This window comes from Nonomuraea thailandensis (genome assembly GCF_024172165.1).
GTDB classification, from domain to species: Bacteria; Actinomycetota; Actinomycetes; order Streptosporangiales; family Streptosporangiaceae; genus Nonomuraea; species Nonomuraea thailandensis.
The window spans coordinates 940844-957887 of record NZ_JAMZEB010000002.1; the positions used below are offsets into that span (position 1 = coordinate 940844).

The window sequence follows — 17044 nt, forward strand, 5'->3', positions numbered from 1 at the left end:
ATCCCGAAGGACCCGCAGATCACCGAGGTGGAGACGGGATTTGAACCCGTGTAGACGGCTTTGCAGGCCGCTGCCTCGCCTCTCGGCCACTCCACCAGGAGTCTTGCTCCGAGCGGAAGACGGGATTCGAACCCGCGACCCTCACCTTGGCAAGGTGATGCTCTACCACTGAGCCACTTCCGCGTGAATCTCCGGCTACCTGCACCGGGGCCACGGGAAAACCATATCGTCTCCGGAGAGTGCCCGTGCGCACTGCGCGGCCCGTGGAGCGAAATTCAACCGATCAAACGCACGTCCTTGGCCATGACGAACATCACCCTGTGCCCGAGCTGGATCTGGTGGTAGCGCGTCTTGCCGGTGGTGGTGACGTGCTTGGACGGCGAGTAGGCGTTGGCGGCGTAATAGGAGCCGGTGACGGTGTCACCCACCGTGTACGTCTGCCCCGGCGGGATCTTGTACTTGAGCGGGGTCAGCGGCTGGTGCGCGGCGCCGCTGTAGGCGGACTTCTCCGGGTACGCCCGCCCGTACACCTTCACCTCGCCCGACAGCGGCGTCACCGTCGGGCCCTTGGCCGGGACGGCGGTCGGGTTCGAGGCCGGGTTGTGGAACCACGCCTTCTGCCCCAGGTACCAGATCGCCGTCCAGTCCCCCTGCCGGGCCGCGACGGCGTAACGCTGGCCGGTGGAGGCGCGGGCGCTGTGGTCGTACACGCTGTACGTGCTCGGCTTGCCCGGGTGCTTGCCCAGGTCGGTCACCAGGGGAGCGGTCTGGCTCGGCGCCGTGTGCAGCCAGACGGTGGACGCCCCGTGCGCGGGGCAGGCCTGGGCGGGCTTGGTGGCCACGCACCCGGTGAAGCGCGGCCGGTGGGACGCGTACGAGGGACGGATGATGATGGAATCGCCGTCCTTGGCGGCCTTGAACGGCTTGTCCATCAGCTCGAAGTAGTGCTCCCAGTCCCAGTACGGGCCCGGGTCCTCGTGCATGCCGGCGACCGTCTGCGGGGTCGTGCCCGGGACGTTGTCGTGGCCGAGGATGTGGGCCCGGTTGAGCGGGATGTCGTGCTTGGCGGCCAGGTACTTGACGAGCCTGGCCGACGAGCGGTACATCGCCTCCGTGTACCAGGCGCCGCCCTTGGCCAGGTAGCCCTCGTGCTCGATGCCGATCGAGCGGGTGTTGACGTCCCAGTTGCCCGCGTGCCAGGCGATGTCGTTCGTCGGCACGTGCTGGGCGACGTGCCCGTCCCTGGAGCGGATCGTGTAGTGCCAGCTCACGTACTTCGGGTTGCGGATCAGGCTGGGGATGCCCTGGTAGGTGCCCTCGGTGTCGTGGATGACGATGTAGTCGACCGAGCGCTTGCGAGCCAGGTGGTCGTGGTTGCCGTAGTCGCGGTCCTTCTTCTTGCCGAAGCGTTTGTAGGCGGCGGGCATCCACTCGCAGGTGAGCGAGGGCGGGCATTCCGCCTGTGCCGACGACTGGGTCTTGGGCCTGGTCTCCCACAGGGCGTCGGCGTCCGCCCCGGCGAGCAGCCCGTCCTCCTCGTCCGGCCATCCCTCGATGCCGGCGTCGGGCTGCCGGCCCGCCGGTGAGGTGGCGGGGCCGGGCCGCGAGGCCGCCGGTGAGGTGGCGGGTGAGGTGGTGGGGCCGGGCCGCGAGGCCGCCGATGGGGCGGGGGTGCCGGGCCGGGCGTCCGCGGGGGCGGCGCCCGCCGGGGGCAGGCCGGACACGGGAGCGAGCCGCACCAGATGCCCGTCGTCCGTACGGCGCTCCGCCCCTTCCCGCATCACCGAGAACACCTCGTCCGCGAACGCCCGGGACGCCACCGGATCGTCCGTCCCCGAGTACCGGGCGACGGCCGCGTGCCAGTCGGCCGGCTCGGCGCTGGGGCGTTCCTGGTAGGAGGCCAGGAGGGCGGCGCCGGCGCGGATGTTCGCCGCCGGGTCCGTCCGCAGCCGCGCGGGATCCACGTCGATCAGCCGCCCGGCCTCGGGAAGGGTCGTGCGGGGCGGCGCCGCGGCCGACGTGCGCAGCGCCGAGCGGGACAGGGCCTCGGTGACCGTGGTGGACATGGGCCGGGCGTCGTCGCCGCGAGGATCCCCGAGCGCGTCCCCGATGATCGTGCCTGCGTGCGCGGAGGCGTGACCGTGGGCGCGTACGTCGCCGGGGAACGCGTCCACCAGGTGCATCGGCCCGTAACCGCCCGCCGTGCTCGGCCGCCCCCCGTTCGCGTCCCACCGCGACTCCAGGTACGCCACCGCGAGCAGCACGCTCTCCGGGACCCCGTGCTCACGCGCGGCCGCGGCGAACTCGGCCTGCCTCCCCACGTCCGGCGCGGCGGCCCGCGGGACGTCGGCGGGTGCGGTGAGAACGCCGGCGGCCAGGACGAGGGCGAGCCAGAGCTGCATGAACATCTCCCCAGGAACGTCACGATACGACTACTCACCGTAACTATTCCCAGAAAGGGATGTGTCAGACGGGTCGGATGATACGCATGAGATCAGCCAGATCAGCGGCGAATTCGGCGTCCCAGTCGTCGACCACCAGATGCTCCGCCAGCCTCCGGTGCGCCGGCGCGTCCTCGCCGCCACGCCGCGTGCGCGACGCGTTCGAGGCGCTGGAGAACCGCCCGTTCGCCTCCGAGACCGCGAACCCGAGCACGAACGTGCTCACCAGCCGCTCCATCCGCGGCACCTCCGCCTCCGGCACCCCCGCCTCCAGCAGCGCCTGGTAGATCGCGTCCACGACCCGCACCCCGTCGGGCGTGGCCGAGGAACGGAAGAGCAACAGCGGGAAGACCGAAGGATGCTCCCTGGCCACCCGCCGCGTCGCCCAGGCGACCGAGGTCAGCCGCTCCTGCCACGAGCCGCCGGGCCCGGCGGGGGCAACCTCGGTGAGCAGGCGCCCCACCAGGCCGTCCAGCAGCTCGTCCTTGTTGCGGAAGTAGCCGTACAGGGCCATGGGCGTCACCCCGATGCGGTCGGCCACGGCGCGCATGGACAGGGCGTCGAGCCCGCGCTCGTCGGCGATCGCGAGCGCCGCGTCGAGGATTTCCGGCTGCCGGGAGGTCTTGAGCTTCCGCACGGGCCGAGTCTACAGTGTAGAGCAGTCTACAACGTAGACTGAGGAGGCTGTGATGGTCAGGCTGAGAGCCGAGGGGCTGGTCAAGCGGTACGGCGAGGTCACCGCGCTCGACGGGTTCGAGCTGCGGGTGGCGCCGGGGGAGATCGCGGGGCTGGTGGGGCACAACGGGGCGGGCAAGACGACGTTCTTCGAGATCGCCGCGGGGCTGACCGCGCCGGACGCCGGGTCCGTGCGGGTCGAGGGGGAGGTGGGGATGGCGCCGCAGCAACTCGCCCTCTACCCCGCGATCACCGTACGGGAGACGCTGCGGCTCTTCGGCGGCCTGGCGGGGCTGCGCGGGCGGGCCCTGGCCAGGGCGGTCGAGGGCACGGCGGAGGAACTGGCGCTCACCGGCGTGCTCGACCGGCGGGTGGGCGTGCTCTCCGGCGGCCAGCAGCGCAGGGCGCAGGCCGCCACCGCGCTCCTGGCCGACCCCGGCGTGCTGCTGCTCGACGAGCCGACGGCCGGCGCCGACCCCGAGACGCGCGCCGCGCTGCTGGCGGCCGTGCGGCGGCGGGCCGGCCGCGGCGCCGCCGTCGTCTACTGCACCCACTACCTGCCGGAGCTGGCCGAGCTGGCCGCCACGGTCGCGGTCGCCAGGAACGGCCGGGTGATCGCCCGCGGCGCCGGCGCCGACCTGCTCAAGGATCTGCCGTCGCAGGTGCGGGTGAGCGTGGACGGCGGCCAGGACATCGCCGTCACCACCACCGACCCGACCGCGGCCCTGGCCGCCCTGCTGCGCGACCTCGACCGCCCGGTGCTCGGCATCGACATCCGCCAGCCCTCGCTCGACGACCTGTACCGGGAGCTGTCCCATGACCGTGCCGCCTGAGCCTTCCGGGGGCGACCTGCCCGAGGGCGGTCCGATCGAGGACCGCCGCGTGCCGGCGAGCCGCCTCCCGTCGCCGCGCAGGATCGCCGTGCTGGCCGGCCACAACCTGCTGCTGCGCCGGCGCGACCCCGCCCACTTCGTCAGCTACCTGGTCATGCCCATGGTGCTCATGCTGATCTTCAAGGGCATGCTCGGCGACCCGGCCCAGGCGGTCACGGGCCTGCTGGTGATGTTCTCGGTGTTGTCGATGGCCGACGTCGCCACCGCCACCCTCACCGAGCGCACCTGGCGCACCTGGGACCGGCTGCGCGCCACCAGGGCGACCGTCCCCGAGATCCTGATCGGCAAGGCCGTGCCCGTCTTCGCCGTGCTGCTCGTCCAGCAGACGGTGCTGCTGGTCTACGGCGTGCTAGCCGTCGGCATGCGCCCGGCGGGCCCGATCTGGCCGCTCGCGCTGGCCGTGACGGCGTGGAGCTTCGCCCTGCTCTGCGTGGGCACCGCCATCGCCGGCGTGGTCCGCAGCCAGGGCGAGCTCAGCACGCTGTGCAACATCGCCGCCCTGTCGGTCAGCGCGCTGGGCGGGGCACTGGTCCCGTACGCGCTGATGCCCGGCTGGGCGCAGGCCGTCGCGCCGATCTCGCCCGGCTACTGGGCCACGACCATGCTGCAGGCGGCCGTCCGCGGCGATCCGGCCGGTACGGCGGGCCCGGCGGCGGTGCTCGCGGCCCTCGGCCTGGCCGCCGGAGCCTTCGCCTGCAGGCGGTTGAGCAAGGGCTGGAGCCGTGCCGCTGTCGCCTAGAAGCATTTCCTGCCCGATATCGGGCAGGATGTTGGCGTGTCTCGTTCCAGCGCCGTAGTGTCCTCGTCTGTGTCCACGGCACGGCATCCGTACGAAGATCTCATCGCGCATCTCACGAGGACGAGCCCGCTCGGCCCCGGGGAGGCCGCCCGCGTGGTCGCCGACGTGCTGGCGTACTTCTCCGAGACGACCGAGGAGTACGTCCGCCGCCGCCACGGCGAGCTGAAGTCCAAGGGCTTCACCAATGACGAGATCTTTCCCCGGATCGCCGCCGAATTACGGAGCCGGCGGGTAGCGGCTCCAGAGCTGTCCCTGAGGCAGCTACGCAGGATCATTTACGGATAGAGGAGACCTCGATGTGCGGAATCGTGGCCTATGTCGGCCCCAAGGACGCCGCGCCCATCCTGCTGGAGGGCCTGCAGCGGCTGGAGTACCGGGGCTATGACTCGGCCGGGGTCGTGGTGTCCAACAAGGGCCTGAAGGTACGCAAGGTCAAGGGCCGGGTGGCGGATCTGGCCAAGGTCGTGCCGGTCAGGTTCAAGGGCGGCCTGGGCATCGGGCACACCCGGTGGGCCACGCACGGCGTGCCGAGCGACGTCAACGCGCACCCGCACCTGTCCACCGACGAGCGCATCGCGGTCGTGCACAACGGCATCATCGAGAACGCCGGGGAGCTGCGCGCCAAGCTCGAGGCCGACGGCGTGGTGTTCGCCTCCGAGACCGACACCGAGGTGCTCGCGCACCTGATCGCCGCCGCGGCCGACGAGAACGACTCGCTGGAGGAGGCCGTCAGGAAGACGCTGAAGAGCGTCGTGGGCACGTACGGCATCGCCGTGATCGACTCCGAGCGGCCCGGCGAGGTGGTCGTGGCGCGCAACGGCAGCCCGATCGTGCTGGGCATCGGCGAGAAGGAGATGTTCGCCGCCTCCGACGTGGCCGCGCTGGTCCGCTACACGCGCCAGGTCGTGCACCTGGAGGACGGCGAGCTGGCCGTGCTCAAGGCCGACGGCTTCCACACCTTCGCCAGCGACGCCCGCGAGACGGCCAAGGAGCCGCTGACCGTCGACTGGGACGCCGGCCACTACGACACCGGCGGCTACGAGCACTACCTGCTCAAGGAGATCTCCGAGCAGCCCGAGACGATCACCCGCACCATGAGCGGCCGCCTCGACGAGCGCTTCCACGTGGCCCACCTCGGCGGCCTGAACATGGACGCCCGCGAGACCCGGGGCTTCCGCCGGGTGAAGATCATCGGCTGCGGGTCGGCGTACTACTCGGGCCAGATCGGCGCCCAGCTCATCGAGGAGCTGGCGCGCATCCCGTCCGACGCCGAGCCGGCCAGCGAGTTCCGCTACCGCAACCCCGTCGTGGACCCCGACACCCTCTACGTCGCGATCAGCCAGTCGGGCGAGACCTACGACACGCTCGCCGCCGTGCAGGAGCTCAAGCGCAAGGGCGGCCGGGTCATCGGCATCGTCAACGCCGTGGGCAGCGCCATCGCCCGCGAGGTCGACGGCGGCATCTACCTGCACGCGGGGCCGGAGGTGTCGGTCGCCTCGACCAAGGCGTTCACCTCGACGTCGGTGGCGTTCGCGCTGCTCGCCCTGCACCTGGGCCGCGTGCGCGACCTGTCGCCCGCCGACGGGCGGCGCGTCGTGGAGGGCCTGCGCAAGCTGCCCGGCCAGATCGAGCAGATCCTGCAGCAGGGCGACAAGATCGCCGAGCTGGCCAAGAAGTACGCGCCGCACCCGAGCATGATGTTCGTCGGCCGGGTGCGCGGTTACCCGGTGGCCCGCGAGGGCGCGCAGAAGCTCAAGGAGATCTCCTACGTGCACGCCGAGGCGTACCCGGCCAGCGAGCTCAAGCACGGCCCGCTCGCGCTGATCGGCCCCGACATGCCGACGGTGGCGATCGTGCCCGACGACGAACTGCTGGACAAGAACCTCACCACGCTCGGCGAGATCCGCGCCCGCGGCGGCCAGGTGCTCATGGTGGGGCACCGCGAGCCCGGCGCCAAGCTGGCCGACGACGTCATCGTGATCCCCAAGAACGAGATCGAGCTCGACCCGATCCTGCTCACGATCCCGCTGCAGCTCCTGGCGTACCACGCTGCGGTGGCACTGGGCCGCGATGTGGACAAGCCGCGCAATCTCGCCAAGAGCGTTACGGTCGAATAGCCGACTTGAATTCAGCCACAATCTTCCCAAGGTAGTGTTATCTGGCTGGATACGACATAAATTCGATACTGTGCGGCAGTCCGACCACCAGAAGCCTCATCCCGCACGCATGTACGACTACATGCTCGGCGGGAAGGACAACTTCGCGGTCGACCGCCAGGCCATCGACCAGCTCGCCGAGCTGATTCCGGAGGCGGTCCCGCTGGCCCGCGCGAACCGGGCCTTCCTCCAGCGTGCCGTACGTTATGTCGCCCGAGCCGGGGTCGACCAGTTCCTCGACCTCGGCAGCGGGCTGCCCACCCAGGGCAGCGCGCACGAGGTGGCGCCCGAGGCCAAGGTCGTCTACGTCGATCACGACCCCGTCGTCGCCGCACACGCCACGGCCCTGCTCCGGCACTCGCCGGGCAGGGCCCGTTTCGTCCAGGCCGACCTGCTCGACCCCGAGGAGGTGCTGGCCAGGGCCGGCGAGTTTCTCGATCTCGACCGGCCGATCGCGGTGCTGCTGGTCTCGATCCTGCACTTCCTGCCGGACTCGGCGGGGCCGCAGCGGGCGGTGGCGGTGCTGCGCGAGCGGATGGCGCCGGGCGGCTTCCTGGTGATCACTCACGCCACGACCCTGGGGGGCCTGGAGGACGAGGAGCGGGCCAGGAGTGTCTACCGGGGCTCGTCGGCCGGTGGCGGGACCGACCGGTCCCCGGGGCAGATCCGGGCGTTCTTCGGAGGGTGGCCGCTGGAGCCGCCGGGGCTCGTCCAGGCCACCGACTGGCGGCCGGACCGGCCCAAGCTGGTGGGGGACTGGTCGCTGCCGTCGTCGCTGATGGCCGGGGTCGGAAAGAAAGTCGATTAAGCCTGAAAATCACGAAAAATCGTCAAGAATGATGATTTGGTGTTGACGATGGCACGAGTGTAGAGCGTCGGGTAATGGGTTAATAACCTAGAGTAATGGGGGATTCGAGGGAGAAGCACATGCGCCGGCGGCGGTTCCTCGCCTGCGGGTTCGGCGCCATCGCCTGCGCGGCCGGCTGCGGCACCGAACGGGCGGGGAACGTGCTGCGTACCGGATTCTCGATCAACACGGGCGGGCGGCGCTGGGCCCGGGTCGGGCAGGCGTTCGCGGGGGCGGCCCGCGCCTCGGGCTTCGCGGCGGCCGTCGGCCACGCGATCAGCGGCAGCCCGGCAGGACCGCCTGCCGGCGGAGGGACGGCGGCCGGTTTCGCGATCACGGTGAGCGGCCTGCCCGCGCTGGCCGCCGCCGAGCTGAACAACACGCAGAGCCTGCTCGACACCGCCACCCCGCTGGCCAGGCTCAGCGGCCAGGTCGAGGTCGTGGTCGTGCCCGACCGCTCGCCCCTGCGGGACTTCGACGACTTCGCCGCCCGCCTCCTCGCCAGCCCCCAGCAGACCCTGCTGGCGGGCGGGCCGCAGGGCGAGCCCGACCACCTGCTGTTCGGCCTGATCGCCAGGGCCATCGGCGCGGACGGCAGGCGGGTCGACTACACCGGCTACCCGAGGACGGGCGAGGGCGTCTCCGCGCTGCTGTCGGGCAAGGCGGTCGCCGCCGCGGGCTCGCTGGCCGACTGGCGCGCCGCCATCGGCCGCGGCCGGGTCAGGGCGCTCGCGGTGTCCACGGCCAGGCGCGTGCCCGACCTCGACGTGCCGACGCTGCTGGAGTGCGGGGTGCGGGTGGACTTCGCCGACTGGACGGCCGCGTTCGGGCCCGAGGACATGCCGGAGGGCGGCCGCGAGTCGGCCGTGCGCATGTGCGAGGAGGTGATCGGATCCAGCGCGTGGGAGGCGGCCTGCCTGGCCGCCGGCTGGCTCCCGCTCCCGCTCGCGGGCGACGACTTCGCCCGCTGGCTTGACACGGAGATGGCCCGCACCCGTGCCGTACTGCGCGATCTGGGGTTGCTCGACTCCACCAAGGCCACAACATGCTGGGGCAGTTGCGGGAACGGCCACTAGATGTAGGATCCTGCTCGTCGCTGGTTCGCCTCCCTGGAGGCGGAGCAAAAGGGAACCCGGTGCGATTCCGGGGCTGCCCCGCAGCGGTGAGCGGGAACGACCGCCGTCAGACGCACTGGAGAGATCCGGGAAGCGACGGCCAGTAGGTGCCATCGAGCGTGCCCGCGAGCCCGAAGACCTGCCAGCGGCATGCCGGGTGCTGCCCGGCGTGCAGTGTTCAGGGTCTCGAGGGTGGGCCGGAGCGCGACGTGGTGCGCCCCTGGCGTGCTGCCGTGCTCTCGCATGCCCTCACGGGGATGAGGAGAGCGAACATGACGCAGATCGTCGAGGTCGACCGCCGCCTGGCCATCGAGGAGGCCGCCGCGCGGGTGATCACCGACCCGGCCAACTCCCGGGTCGCCGCCCGGCTGCTGGCCGAGGAGATCGCCGACGAGGCCGCAGGGCAGGGCGTGCGCTCGTTCTCGGAGTCGATCGCGGCCACCCACGCGGCCGGGCTGATCCAGGACGCGCTCGCCGGATTCGTCGCCGCGCACGCCGCCGAGCTGGACGCGCTGATCTCGCAGGAGGCCGACGACCGGTTCGAGTACTTCGGGCTGCGCACCGTCTACGACCGCTACCTGCTGCGCCACCCCGAGACCCGCGACGTGCTGGAGCGGCCGCAGCACTTCTTCCTGCGCGTGGCCTGCGGGCTGTCGGAGAGCGTCGCCGAGGCGGCCGAGCTGTACGGGCTCATGTCCACGCTGTCGTACCTGCCCAGCTCGCCCACCCTGTTCAACTCCGGCGCGCGCCGCCCGCAGCTCTCGTCCTGCTTCCTGCTCGACTCGCCGCGCGACGAGCTGGAGGGGATCTACGACAGGTACGGCCAGGTGGCGCGGCTGTCCAAGTACGCCGGAGGCATCGGCATCTCCTGGACCCGGGTGCGTTCGCGCGGCTCCCTCATCAGGGGTACGAACGGTCACTCCAACGGCATCGTGCCCTGGCTGCGCACGCTGGACTCGTCCGTGGCCGCGGTCAACCAGGGCGGCCGGCGCAAGGGCGCGGCCTGCGTCTACCTGGAGACCTGGCACGCCGACATCGAGGAGTTCCTGGAGCTGCGGGACAACACCGGCGAGGACGCCCGCCGTACGCACAATCTGAACCTGGCCAACTGGGTGCCCGACGAGTTCATGCGCCGGGTCGAGTCCGACGAGATGTGGTCGCTGTTCGACCCCAAGGAGACGCCCGACCTCACGGACCTGTACGGGGAGGCGTTCGAGGCGAGATACCGGGCCTACGAGGCCGAGGGGCGACAGGTCAGGCAGATCCCGGCGCGCACCCTGTACGGCCGCATGATGCGCACCCTCGCCCAGACCGGCAACGGCTGGATGACGTTCAAGGACGCCGCCAACCGCACCTCCAACCAGACCGCCCGCCCCGAGAACGTCATCCACCTGTCGAACCTCTGCACCGAGATCCTGGAGGTCACCAGCGACGCCGAGACGGCGGTCTGCAACCTCGGCTCGATCAACCTGGCGGCCCACCTGGTGGCGGGGGACACGGCGGGGGGCATGGACTGGGAGCGGCTGCGCCGTACCGTGCGCACCGCCGTACGCTTCCTCGACCGCACCATCGACCTCGGCTTCTACCCGACGCCCGAGGCCGAGGCGGCCAACAAGCGCTGGCGGCCCATCGGGCTCGGCCTGATGGGGCTGGCCGACGTGTTCTTCGCGCTGCGGCTGCCGTTCGACTCGCCGCGGGCGCTGGAGCTGTCCACCAAGATCTCCGAGGAGATCGCGCTGGCCGCGTACGACACCTCGGCGGACCTGGCCGCCGAGCGCGGCCGGCACCCGTCGTACGGCGAGACGCGCGCGGCCGGCGGCGTCCTGCACGCCGACCACTACGGCGCGGCCTCGTCCCCCCGGTGGGAGGCGCTGCGCGGGAAGGTCGCCCGCACCGGCCTGCGCAACTCGCTCATGATCGCCATCGCGCCGACCGCCACGATCGCCTCCATCGCCGGCTGTTACGAGTGCATCGAGCCGCAGGTGTCCAACGTGTTCAAGCGCGAGACCCTGTCCGGCGAGTTCCTCCAGGTCAACCGCTACCTGGTGGCCGACCTGCAGGCCCGCGGGCTGTGGACGCAGCAGCTGCGCGACGACCTCAAGCGGGCCGACGGCTCGGTGCAGACGGTGCCCGGCGTCCCTGACGACCTCAAGGTGCTCTACCGCACGGCGTGGGAGCTGCCGCAGAAGGCGCTCATCGACCTGGCGGCCGCGCGGCAGCCGTACATCGACCAGTCGCAGTCGCTCAACCTCTTCATGGCCAGCCCGACCATCGGCAAGCTCTCCTCGATGTACGCCTACGCCTGGAAGCAGGGCCTGAAGACCACGTACTACCTGCGCTCCCGCCCCGCCACCCGCATCGCGCAGACCACGGTGGCCACTCCCTCGCCGGAAGCGATCGCCTGCTCGCTCGAGAACCCCGAAACCTGCGAAGCCTGCCAGTAAGGAGCCCTCTTTCATGCTGCTCGACCCCGGAATGGACCTCACCCTCCGGCCCATGCGTTACCCGGACTTCTACGAGCGCTACCGCGCCGCGATCCGCAACACGTGGACCGTCGAGGAGGTGGACCTGCACAACGACCTCGCCGACCTGGCCAGGATGACGCCGCAGGAGCGGCACCTGATCAACCGGCTGGTCGCCTTCTTCGCCACCGGCGACTCCATCGTGGCCAACAACCTGGTGCTCAACCTCTACCAGCACGTCAACGCCCCCGAAGCGCGCCTCTACCTCAGCAGGCAGCTGTTCGAGGAGGCCGTGCACGTGCAGTTCTACCTCACGCTGCTCGACACGTACCTGCCGGACCCGGACGAGCGGGTCAAGGCGTTCGCCGCCATCGAGCACATCCCGTCGATCCGCGACAAGGCGGAGTTCTGCTTCAGGTGGATCGACTCCATCGAGGGCCTGCAGCGGCTGGAGAGCGCTGAGCAGCGCCGGCAGTTCCTGCTCAACCTGATCTGCTTCGCCGCCTGCATCGAGGGCCTGTTCTTCTACGGCGCGTTCGCCTACGTCTACTGGTTCCGCTCCCGCGGCCTGCTGGGCGGCCTGGCCACGGGGACGAACTGGGTGTTCCGCGACGAGTCCATGCACATGGAGTTCGCGTTCAGCGTGGTGGACACCGTGCGCGCCGAGGAGCCGTCGCTGTTCGACGACGAGCTGGGCAAGCAGGTGACGCTGATGCTGGAGGAGGCGGTGGCAGCGGAGCTGGCCTTCGCCGAGGACCTGTGCGGGCAGGGCATGCCCGGCATGAGCGTGGAGCAGATGCGCCAGTATCTGGAGTACGTGGCCGACCAGCGCCTGGTCAGGCTGGGAATGCCCAGGCGGTACGGCTCGGCGAACCCGTTCGCGTTCATGGAGTTGCAGGACGTGCAGGAGCTGGCCAATTTCTTCGAACGGCGTGTCTCCGCGTATCAAGTGGCAGTTGAGGGAAATGTGACCTTTGACGAGACGTTCTAATACATAGGGGGCATGAGCGTGCAGTCTCCGGCTGACTGGCCGATCCTCGTCATCGCGGTGGTGGGTGCCATCCTGCTGGTGGAGGTGTCCAGAAGAGTCCTCACCAAGGTGGGCAGGAAATGGGCACTGGCCCGTCATCTTGTGGAGCACTGCACGTGGCCGGCCTTCTCCGTGGCCGCCGTGGTCGCGTTCAACCTCGTGTTCGGGCCGGGCATGTTCGGCGACTCGGCGAGCGAGAAGGGCACCGCGGGCACCGTCGAACGGGTGCTGGGGCTGGTCACGATCGCCGCGGTCACCTGGCTGATCGTGCAGGCCGCGTACGCGCTGACGGACGTCATCCTCGACCGCCTGGTGCTGGTCGAAGGGGAGCGCAACCGGCGGGCGCGGCGGATCATGACGCAGATCGCGCTGGTCCGCCGCGTCGCCGCCGCGATCATCATCGTGATCGCGGTCGGCGCCATGCTCTTCTCCTTCCCGCAGGTGCGCGCGCTCGGCGCCGGTCTGCTCGCCTCGGCCGGCATCGCCGGCGCCATCGTCGGCATCGCCGCCCAGCCCACGATCGGCAACATGCTCGCCGGTCTCCAGCTCGCCTTCAGCGACGCCCTGCGCCTGGACGACGTGGTCGTCGTCGAGAACGAGTGGGGCCGCATCGAGGAGCTCACGCTCACGTACGTCGTGGTGCGCCTCTGGGACGAGCGCCGCCTCGTGCTGCCGGTCTCGTACTTCACCCAGAACCCGTTCGAGAACTGGACCCGCCACGGCAGCCGCGTCCTGGCCGTGTGCCTCCTGCGGGTGGACTGGTCGGTCCCCGTCCCGAAACTGCGCGAGGCGCTCTACGAGTTCCTCCAGGGCAACCCGCTGTGGGACCAGAAGGACTGGACGCTCCAGGTCACGGACGTGCTGCCGAACGGCCTGGTGGAGCTGCGCGCCCTGATGAGCGCCGCCGACTCGCCGTCCTCCTGGGACCTCAAGTGCGACGTCCGCGAATTCCTGGTCAATTTCGTCCGCGACAACTACCCGGACGCGCTGCCCCGTTTCCGCGTCGAAACCCCGGAGAGCCGAATCGGCGCCGCCGAATAATTGAGTGGCACGCGCCCCGATCACCGGTTTACCGTGGACTCGTCCAGCGAAACGAGAAAGGCGGCGAAGTGCTCATCCCCCACCTGGCGCGACCCTCCGCCGCCACCCTGCCTGAGCTGCGGCGAAGGCTTTCCGGCTGACCTCCCGCGAGGTTGTCGGAAAGCCGTCTCGGACCACCTTCGAGGCGGCTTCCTCATTTCACCGAAAAACCGAGTGTGGGGCAGCTTGGTCAGCCCGCCTGCCTTGGGAGCAGGAGCACCGCAGGTTCGAATCCTGCCACTCGGACGACGGCCCTGAAAGAAAAGGGCCGCGGGCTGTGGCCTGGCCGGCGGGAATGGCGCCCCCCCGGCCGGACCCCGCCCTCGCCCTGGGCCGGCCCACGCCAGCCAAGCCCGGGGCCCGAGCCGCTCTGGCCCAACTGGCAGAGGCGCCGTCTTCAGGAGGCGGAGGTTCAGGGTTCGAATCCCTGGAGCGGCACACAGAAGACCCGGCTCGCCCAGCCCATGGAGGGGCCGCGGGGAGAGTACGCCGGGTGACCCTGCGCGTCAGGGATTCAGCGATCTTCGCACGGCGGCGTCCACCAGCTCGTGGATCTCCTGCTCGGTGAAGATGTCGGGCAGGGTCAGCCGCTCCACGATGAGCCAGTTCAGGGCGAGGTAGAGGAGCACCACCGAGGTCGAGTCGCCGGGCAGGCCGGAGGCGGCGTGGTAGCCGATGTTGGCGTCGATGTCCTCGCGGATGCGCTTGGTCAGCACGGCGCGCAGCTCGGGACGCCGGGTGGACTCCAGCCGGAGCTCGAGCAGGGCCAGGTAGCCGGAGTTGAAGGCGGAGACCCGATCCACCAGTTCGTGCATGAGCTCGGCGTAGCGGGTCTGGTCCTGCACGCCCTCCCGGCCGCGGGCGATCGTGGCCTCGTCGGGCAGCAGTCGCTCGTAGATGCGTCCGCCGGCCTGGGTGAACAGGTCGTCGCGGTTGGCGAAGTAGTTGGAGGCCGTACCCGGGGGCACGGCCGCCTCCGCGTCGACGGCCCTGAAGGTCAGCCCGCGCGCTCCTTCCCTGGCCAGCACCTCGATGGCCGCGTCGATCAGCGCCTGCCGCCGTTCAGGATTCCTGCGCACCTTGACACCACTCCGTTTGTAGTACTACGTTTTGACCACTCCAAACAGAGTACTACATCGGGAGTTGCTTCTTGTGTGAAAGCTCGTCTGCTACATCGGCGTCTCGCTCGACGGCGCCACATCGCCGGTCCCGACGCCGAGTTCGACTTCTACCCCGTGTCGGACCGGATGGCCGCCTGGGTCAACCAGCGCTACCCCGAGACCGTCCCCACCTGAATCCCCGCGGTGCATCCCCGTGTTCTCCGGACCGTTCCGCCCCACCCTGTTCACCCCCACCCGGCGCGAGTCCTTCGACAACGGCGCCCAGATCACCTGGCTCACCAGGTCTTAGCACCCTGAAGAGGAAGCATGCACATCAAACTCCCCACCACGATCACCCAGGCCAAGGCCGAGCACCAGGCCCGATCGCCGCACCGGCACGACCAGCCGGCGCGCGACCTCAAGCCCACCGGCCGGACCAACCTCTCCCGTCGCCCGACCGCCGCCCCTCGCCGCAGCGGGTACTGACCGAGCCTGCGCTGTGAACGGTTCCCACGCCAGCCGGCGGCACTGGCGGCGTGTGATCAACGACCTGGGCGGCGGCACATCACCTACGACGAGCAGGCTCGAGGAAAGTCGATGAAGTCCACGGACTACTCCTTCGATGCCTGTCTCCGGGATCTCGACGCCGTCCTGAAGGCCAGGAAAGTGGAGCGGCCACTCTTGGCCGCCTGGTCCTACGGCGCGTTGCCCGGGGTTCACCGGGCCGCCCGGCATCCAGGCCGCGTGGTCGGCGTGGTCGGCGTGGTCGGGGTTGACGGCCCTTTCCGCCGTGGCCGACAGGTTCCTGGCAACCCCACGCTGCTTGCCATCTCCAACGGCATCCAGGCACACACTGACGCCACCCGATCCGGCCTGCTCAACCATCTCGGCGAAGACCAGGCGCCGGCCATGGCCCGGCTGACCGCGCTGGATGAGACGAAGCTACGCGCCGCCGGCGTGGACATCCCCTATCAAGGAATCGCCAGAGGACACGACGGGGCTGTGCAGGCGGTGCGGGTTGTACCAGCCCTGCTCGAAGGTGGCGCGAGCACGAGTGTGGCGGCGGTCGCGGCCGGCACGGTGCCGCCTGGCCGCATCGCGCGAACGGGGCCCATCCCCGTAAGCTTTGTGGTGATTTCCACCGGATCGCGGCGAAGGAGCACCCGATCAGCGGCTTATCCAGCTTCGCGGAGGTGCTGCGCCGCCATCGGCACGCGGCCCGGCTGACGTTGGAGCAGCTCGCCGAGCTGTCAGGGGTGAGCGACCGGACCCTGTCCGACATGGAACGCGGCCGCAGCAAGGGCCCGCAGCACCGCACCGTCACCGCGCTGGCCGACGCGCTCGGCCTGGCCGACGCCGACCGCAGGCAGCTCAGCGAGCTGGCGCGCGAGGGCCGCCTGCGCGACCGCTGGGCACGGCCGACCGGGCTGTGCGAGCTGCCCCGCTCCGTCGACGACTTCACCGGCCGCTCCGCGGAACTGGCCTGGATCAGCGAGCTGATGCGCGCCGAGAGCGCACCCGGCGCCGCCGGCGTGGGGCTCGTCACGGGCTCCGCCGGACTGGGCAAGACCACGCTGACCGTCCGTGCCGCCCACGCCCTGCGAACCGACTTCCCCGGCGGGGTGTACTTCCTCGACCTGTTCGGCATGTCCCCGCGGCCCCTGCCCGCCGAGGAGGCCCTGAGCCTGCTGCTGCGCGCGCTCGGCCGAGCGGAGCAGCAGATCGCGAGCGATCTCGAAGGGCGGGCGTCCTCGTACCGGTCCCTGCTGCGCGAGCGGCGCGCGCTGATCGTGCTGGACAACGCCGCCTCCGAGGAGCAGGTCCGGCCGCTGCTGCCGGGCGGCGGCGCGGGCAAGGCCCTGGTGACCAGCCGCCGCCTGCTGGCCGGTCTCGAAGGGGTACGCAGGCTCGGCCTCGGGCCGCTGCCCCCGATGGAGGCCGCCGAGCTGCTGACCGGCATCCTGAAGGAGCGCGGCGCCTCCGACGACGACCCGGCGCTCTGGCAGCTCGCGCAGCTGTGCGGCGGCCTGCCCCTCGCGCTCAGGATCGCCGGGAACCGGCTGGTCAGCAGGCCCGGCTGGAACGCCGCCGACCTCGCCGCCCGGCTGACGAACGAGGAGCGCCGCCTGGACCAGCTCAGCGCCGGGGATCTGAAGATCGCCACCGCGTTCGGGCTGTCCTACGAGCAGCTCGCCGGCTCCACCCGCCGGGTCTTCCGCCGGCTCGCCCTGGTGCCGGGCCACAGCTTCGACGCCGCGCTGGCCGCCGTGGCGGGCGGCACCTCGACCGGGGGGCCTGGGACGCCCTCGACGAGCTCGTCGACCTCGGCCTGCTCCAGGACAGCGCGTCGGGACGCTACCGCTTCCACGACCTGGTACGGCTCTTCGCCCGCGACCGGCTCAGGGAGGAGGAACCCGAGTCCGAACGCGAGGCGGTCACCCTGACG

General features: G+C 70.8%; 16 protein-coding genes, 4 tRNA genes and 1 riboswitch. Of the genes, 15 read left to right on the forward strand and 5 right to left on the reverse strand.

Translation table 11 applies throughout. The annotated features are described in order from the left end of the window. Positions 1-25: 25 nt before the first annotated feature. The 4 genes from HD597_RS08355 to HD597_RS08370 all read right to left on the reverse strand — a co-directional run bounded on the left by HD597_RS08355 (position 26) and on the right by HD597_RS08370 (position 3078). Positions 26-96 (reverse strand) — tRNA-Cys (locus tag HD597_RS08355). Positions 97-111: 15 nt separating this feature from the next. Continuing rightward, positions 112-183: transfer RNA gene (locus HD597_RS08360), tRNA-Gly, on the reverse strand. A 92-nt stretch (positions 184-275) separates the two neighbouring features. Beyond that, the gene (locus HD597_RS08365; protein ID WP_253741218.1) at positions 276-2402 is read right to left on the reverse strand and encodes an N-acetylmuramoyl-L-alanine amidase; all 2127 of its coding nucleotides are present in this window, start codon (positions 2400-2402) and stop codon (positions 276-278) included. 64 nt (positions 2403-2466) lie between these two features. Further along, complete coding sequence (locus HD597_RS08370; protein WP_253741220.1) at positions 2467-3078, reverse strand: TetR/AcrR family transcriptional regulator; 612 nt, start codon at positions 3076-3078, stop codon at positions 2467-2469. A gap of 52 nt (positions 3079-3130) precedes the next feature. On the opposite strand from HD597_RS08370, the gene HD597_RS08375 reads away from it, so the two are divergent. The 11 genes from HD597_RS08375 to HD597_RS08425 all read left to right on the forward strand — a co-directional run bounded on the left by HD597_RS08375 (position 3131) and on the right by HD597_RS08425 (position 13936). Next, the gene (locus tag HD597_RS08375; protein WP_253741222.1) at positions 3131-3949 is read left to right on the forward strand and encodes an ABC transporter ATP-binding protein; all 819 of its coding nucleotides are present in this window, start codon (positions 3131-3133) and stop codon (positions 3947-3949) included. Next, positions 3933-4748: an ABC transporter permease gene (locus tag HD597_RS08380; RefSeq protein WP_253741224.1), complete on the forward strand. Its 816-nt coding sequence runs from the start codon at positions 3933-3935 to the stop codon at positions 4746-4748. Before HD597_RS08375 ends, HD597_RS08380 begins: the two co-directional genes overlap by 17 nt. Positions 4749-4817: 69 nt before the next feature. Continuing rightward, complete coding sequence (locus HD597_RS08385) at positions 4818-5093, forward strand: hypothetical protein (RefSeq protein WP_253741226.1); 276 nt, start codon at positions 4818-4820, stop codon at positions 5091-5093. Between the two features lie 11 nt (positions 5094-5104). Continuing rightward, the gene (gene glmS, locus HD597_RS08390) at positions 5105-6925 is read left to right on the forward strand and encodes a glutamine--fructose-6-phosphate transaminase (isomerizing) (RefSeq protein ID WP_253741227.1); all 1821 of its coding nucleotides are present in this window, start codon (positions 5105-5107) and stop codon (positions 6923-6925) included. Between the two features lie 70 nt (positions 6926-6995). Next, positions 6996-7772, forward strand: a complete 777-nt coding sequence (locus tag HD597_RS08395; RefSeq protein WP_253741228.1) for an SAM-dependent methyltransferase — start codon at positions 6996-6998, stop codon at positions 7770-7772. 95 nt (positions 7773-7867) lie between these two features. Continuing rightward, positions 7868-8887, forward strand: a complete 1020-nt coding sequence (locus HD597_RS08400; protein WP_253741230.1) for a Bug family tripartite tricarboxylate transporter substrate binding protein — start codon at positions 7868-7870, stop codon at positions 8885-8887. Between the two features lie 4 nt (positions 8888-8891). Then, positions 8892-9087: riboswitch (cobalamin riboswitch) on the forward strand. A gap of 111 nt (positions 9088-9198) precedes the next feature. Next, positions 9199-11370 carry a ribonucleoside-diphosphate reductase subunit alpha gene (locus tag HD597_RS08405; RefSeq protein ID WP_253741232.1) on the forward strand — a complete coding sequence of 724 codons (2172 nt, stop codon included), beginning with the start codon at positions 9199-9201 and terminating at the stop codon, positions 11368-11370. Between the two features lie 13 nt (positions 11371-11383). Beyond that, entirely contained in the window at positions 11384-12379 is a 996-nt protein-coding gene (locus tag HD597_RS08410; protein WP_253741234.1) for a ribonucleotide-diphosphate reductase subunit beta, read from the forward strand. 12 nt (positions 12380-12391) lie between these two features. Next, on the forward strand, positions 12392-13459 hold the full coding sequence (locus tag HD597_RS08415) for a mechanosensitive ion channel family protein (protein ID WP_253741236.1): 1068 nt from the start codon (positions 12392-12394) through the stop codon (positions 13457-13459). A 209-nt stretch (positions 13460-13668) separates the two neighbouring features. Further along, positions 13669-13744 (forward strand) — tRNA-Pro (locus HD597_RS08420). 118 nt (positions 13745-13862) lie between these two features. After that, positions 13863-13936 (forward strand) — tRNA-Leu (locus HD597_RS08425). 68 nt (positions 13937-14004) lie between these two features. Here the strand turns inward: HD597_RS08425 and HD597_RS08430 are convergent. After that, on the reverse strand, positions 14005-14577 hold the full coding sequence (locus tag HD597_RS08430) for a TetR/AcrR family transcriptional regulator (protein WP_253741237.1): 573 nt from the start codon (positions 14575-14577) through the stop codon (positions 14005-14007). A gap of 75 nt (positions 14578-14652) precedes the next feature. Between HD597_RS08430 and HD597_RS08435 the strand changes: the two genes are divergently transcribed. From HD597_RS08435 to HD597_RS08450, 4 genes are all read left to right on the forward strand, one after another. Continuing rightward, complete coding sequence (locus HD597_RS08435; protein WP_253741239.1) at positions 14653-14793, forward strand: hypothetical protein; 141 nt, start codon at positions 14653-14655, stop codon at positions 14791-14793. Positions 14794-14925: 132 nt separating this feature from the next. Then, the gene (locus HD597_RS08440; RefSeq protein ID WP_253741241.1) at positions 14926-15084 is read left to right on the forward strand and encodes a hypothetical protein; all 159 of its coding nucleotides are present in this window, start codon (positions 14926-14928) and stop codon (positions 15082-15084) included. Positions 15085-15195: 111 nt separating this feature from the next. Continuing rightward, a complete protein-coding gene (locus HD597_RS08445) occupies positions 15196-15825 on the forward strand; it encodes an alpha/beta fold hydrolase (protein ID WP_253741242.1) in 630 nt (209 codons plus the stop codon). After that, entirely contained in the window at positions 15792-17042 is a 1251-nt protein-coding gene (locus HD597_RS08450; RefSeq protein ID WP_253741244.1) for an XRE family transcriptional regulator, read from the forward strand. Before HD597_RS08445 ends, HD597_RS08450 begins: the two co-directional genes overlap by 34 nt. The last annotated feature ends 2 nt before the right edge of the window (positions 17043-17044 follow it).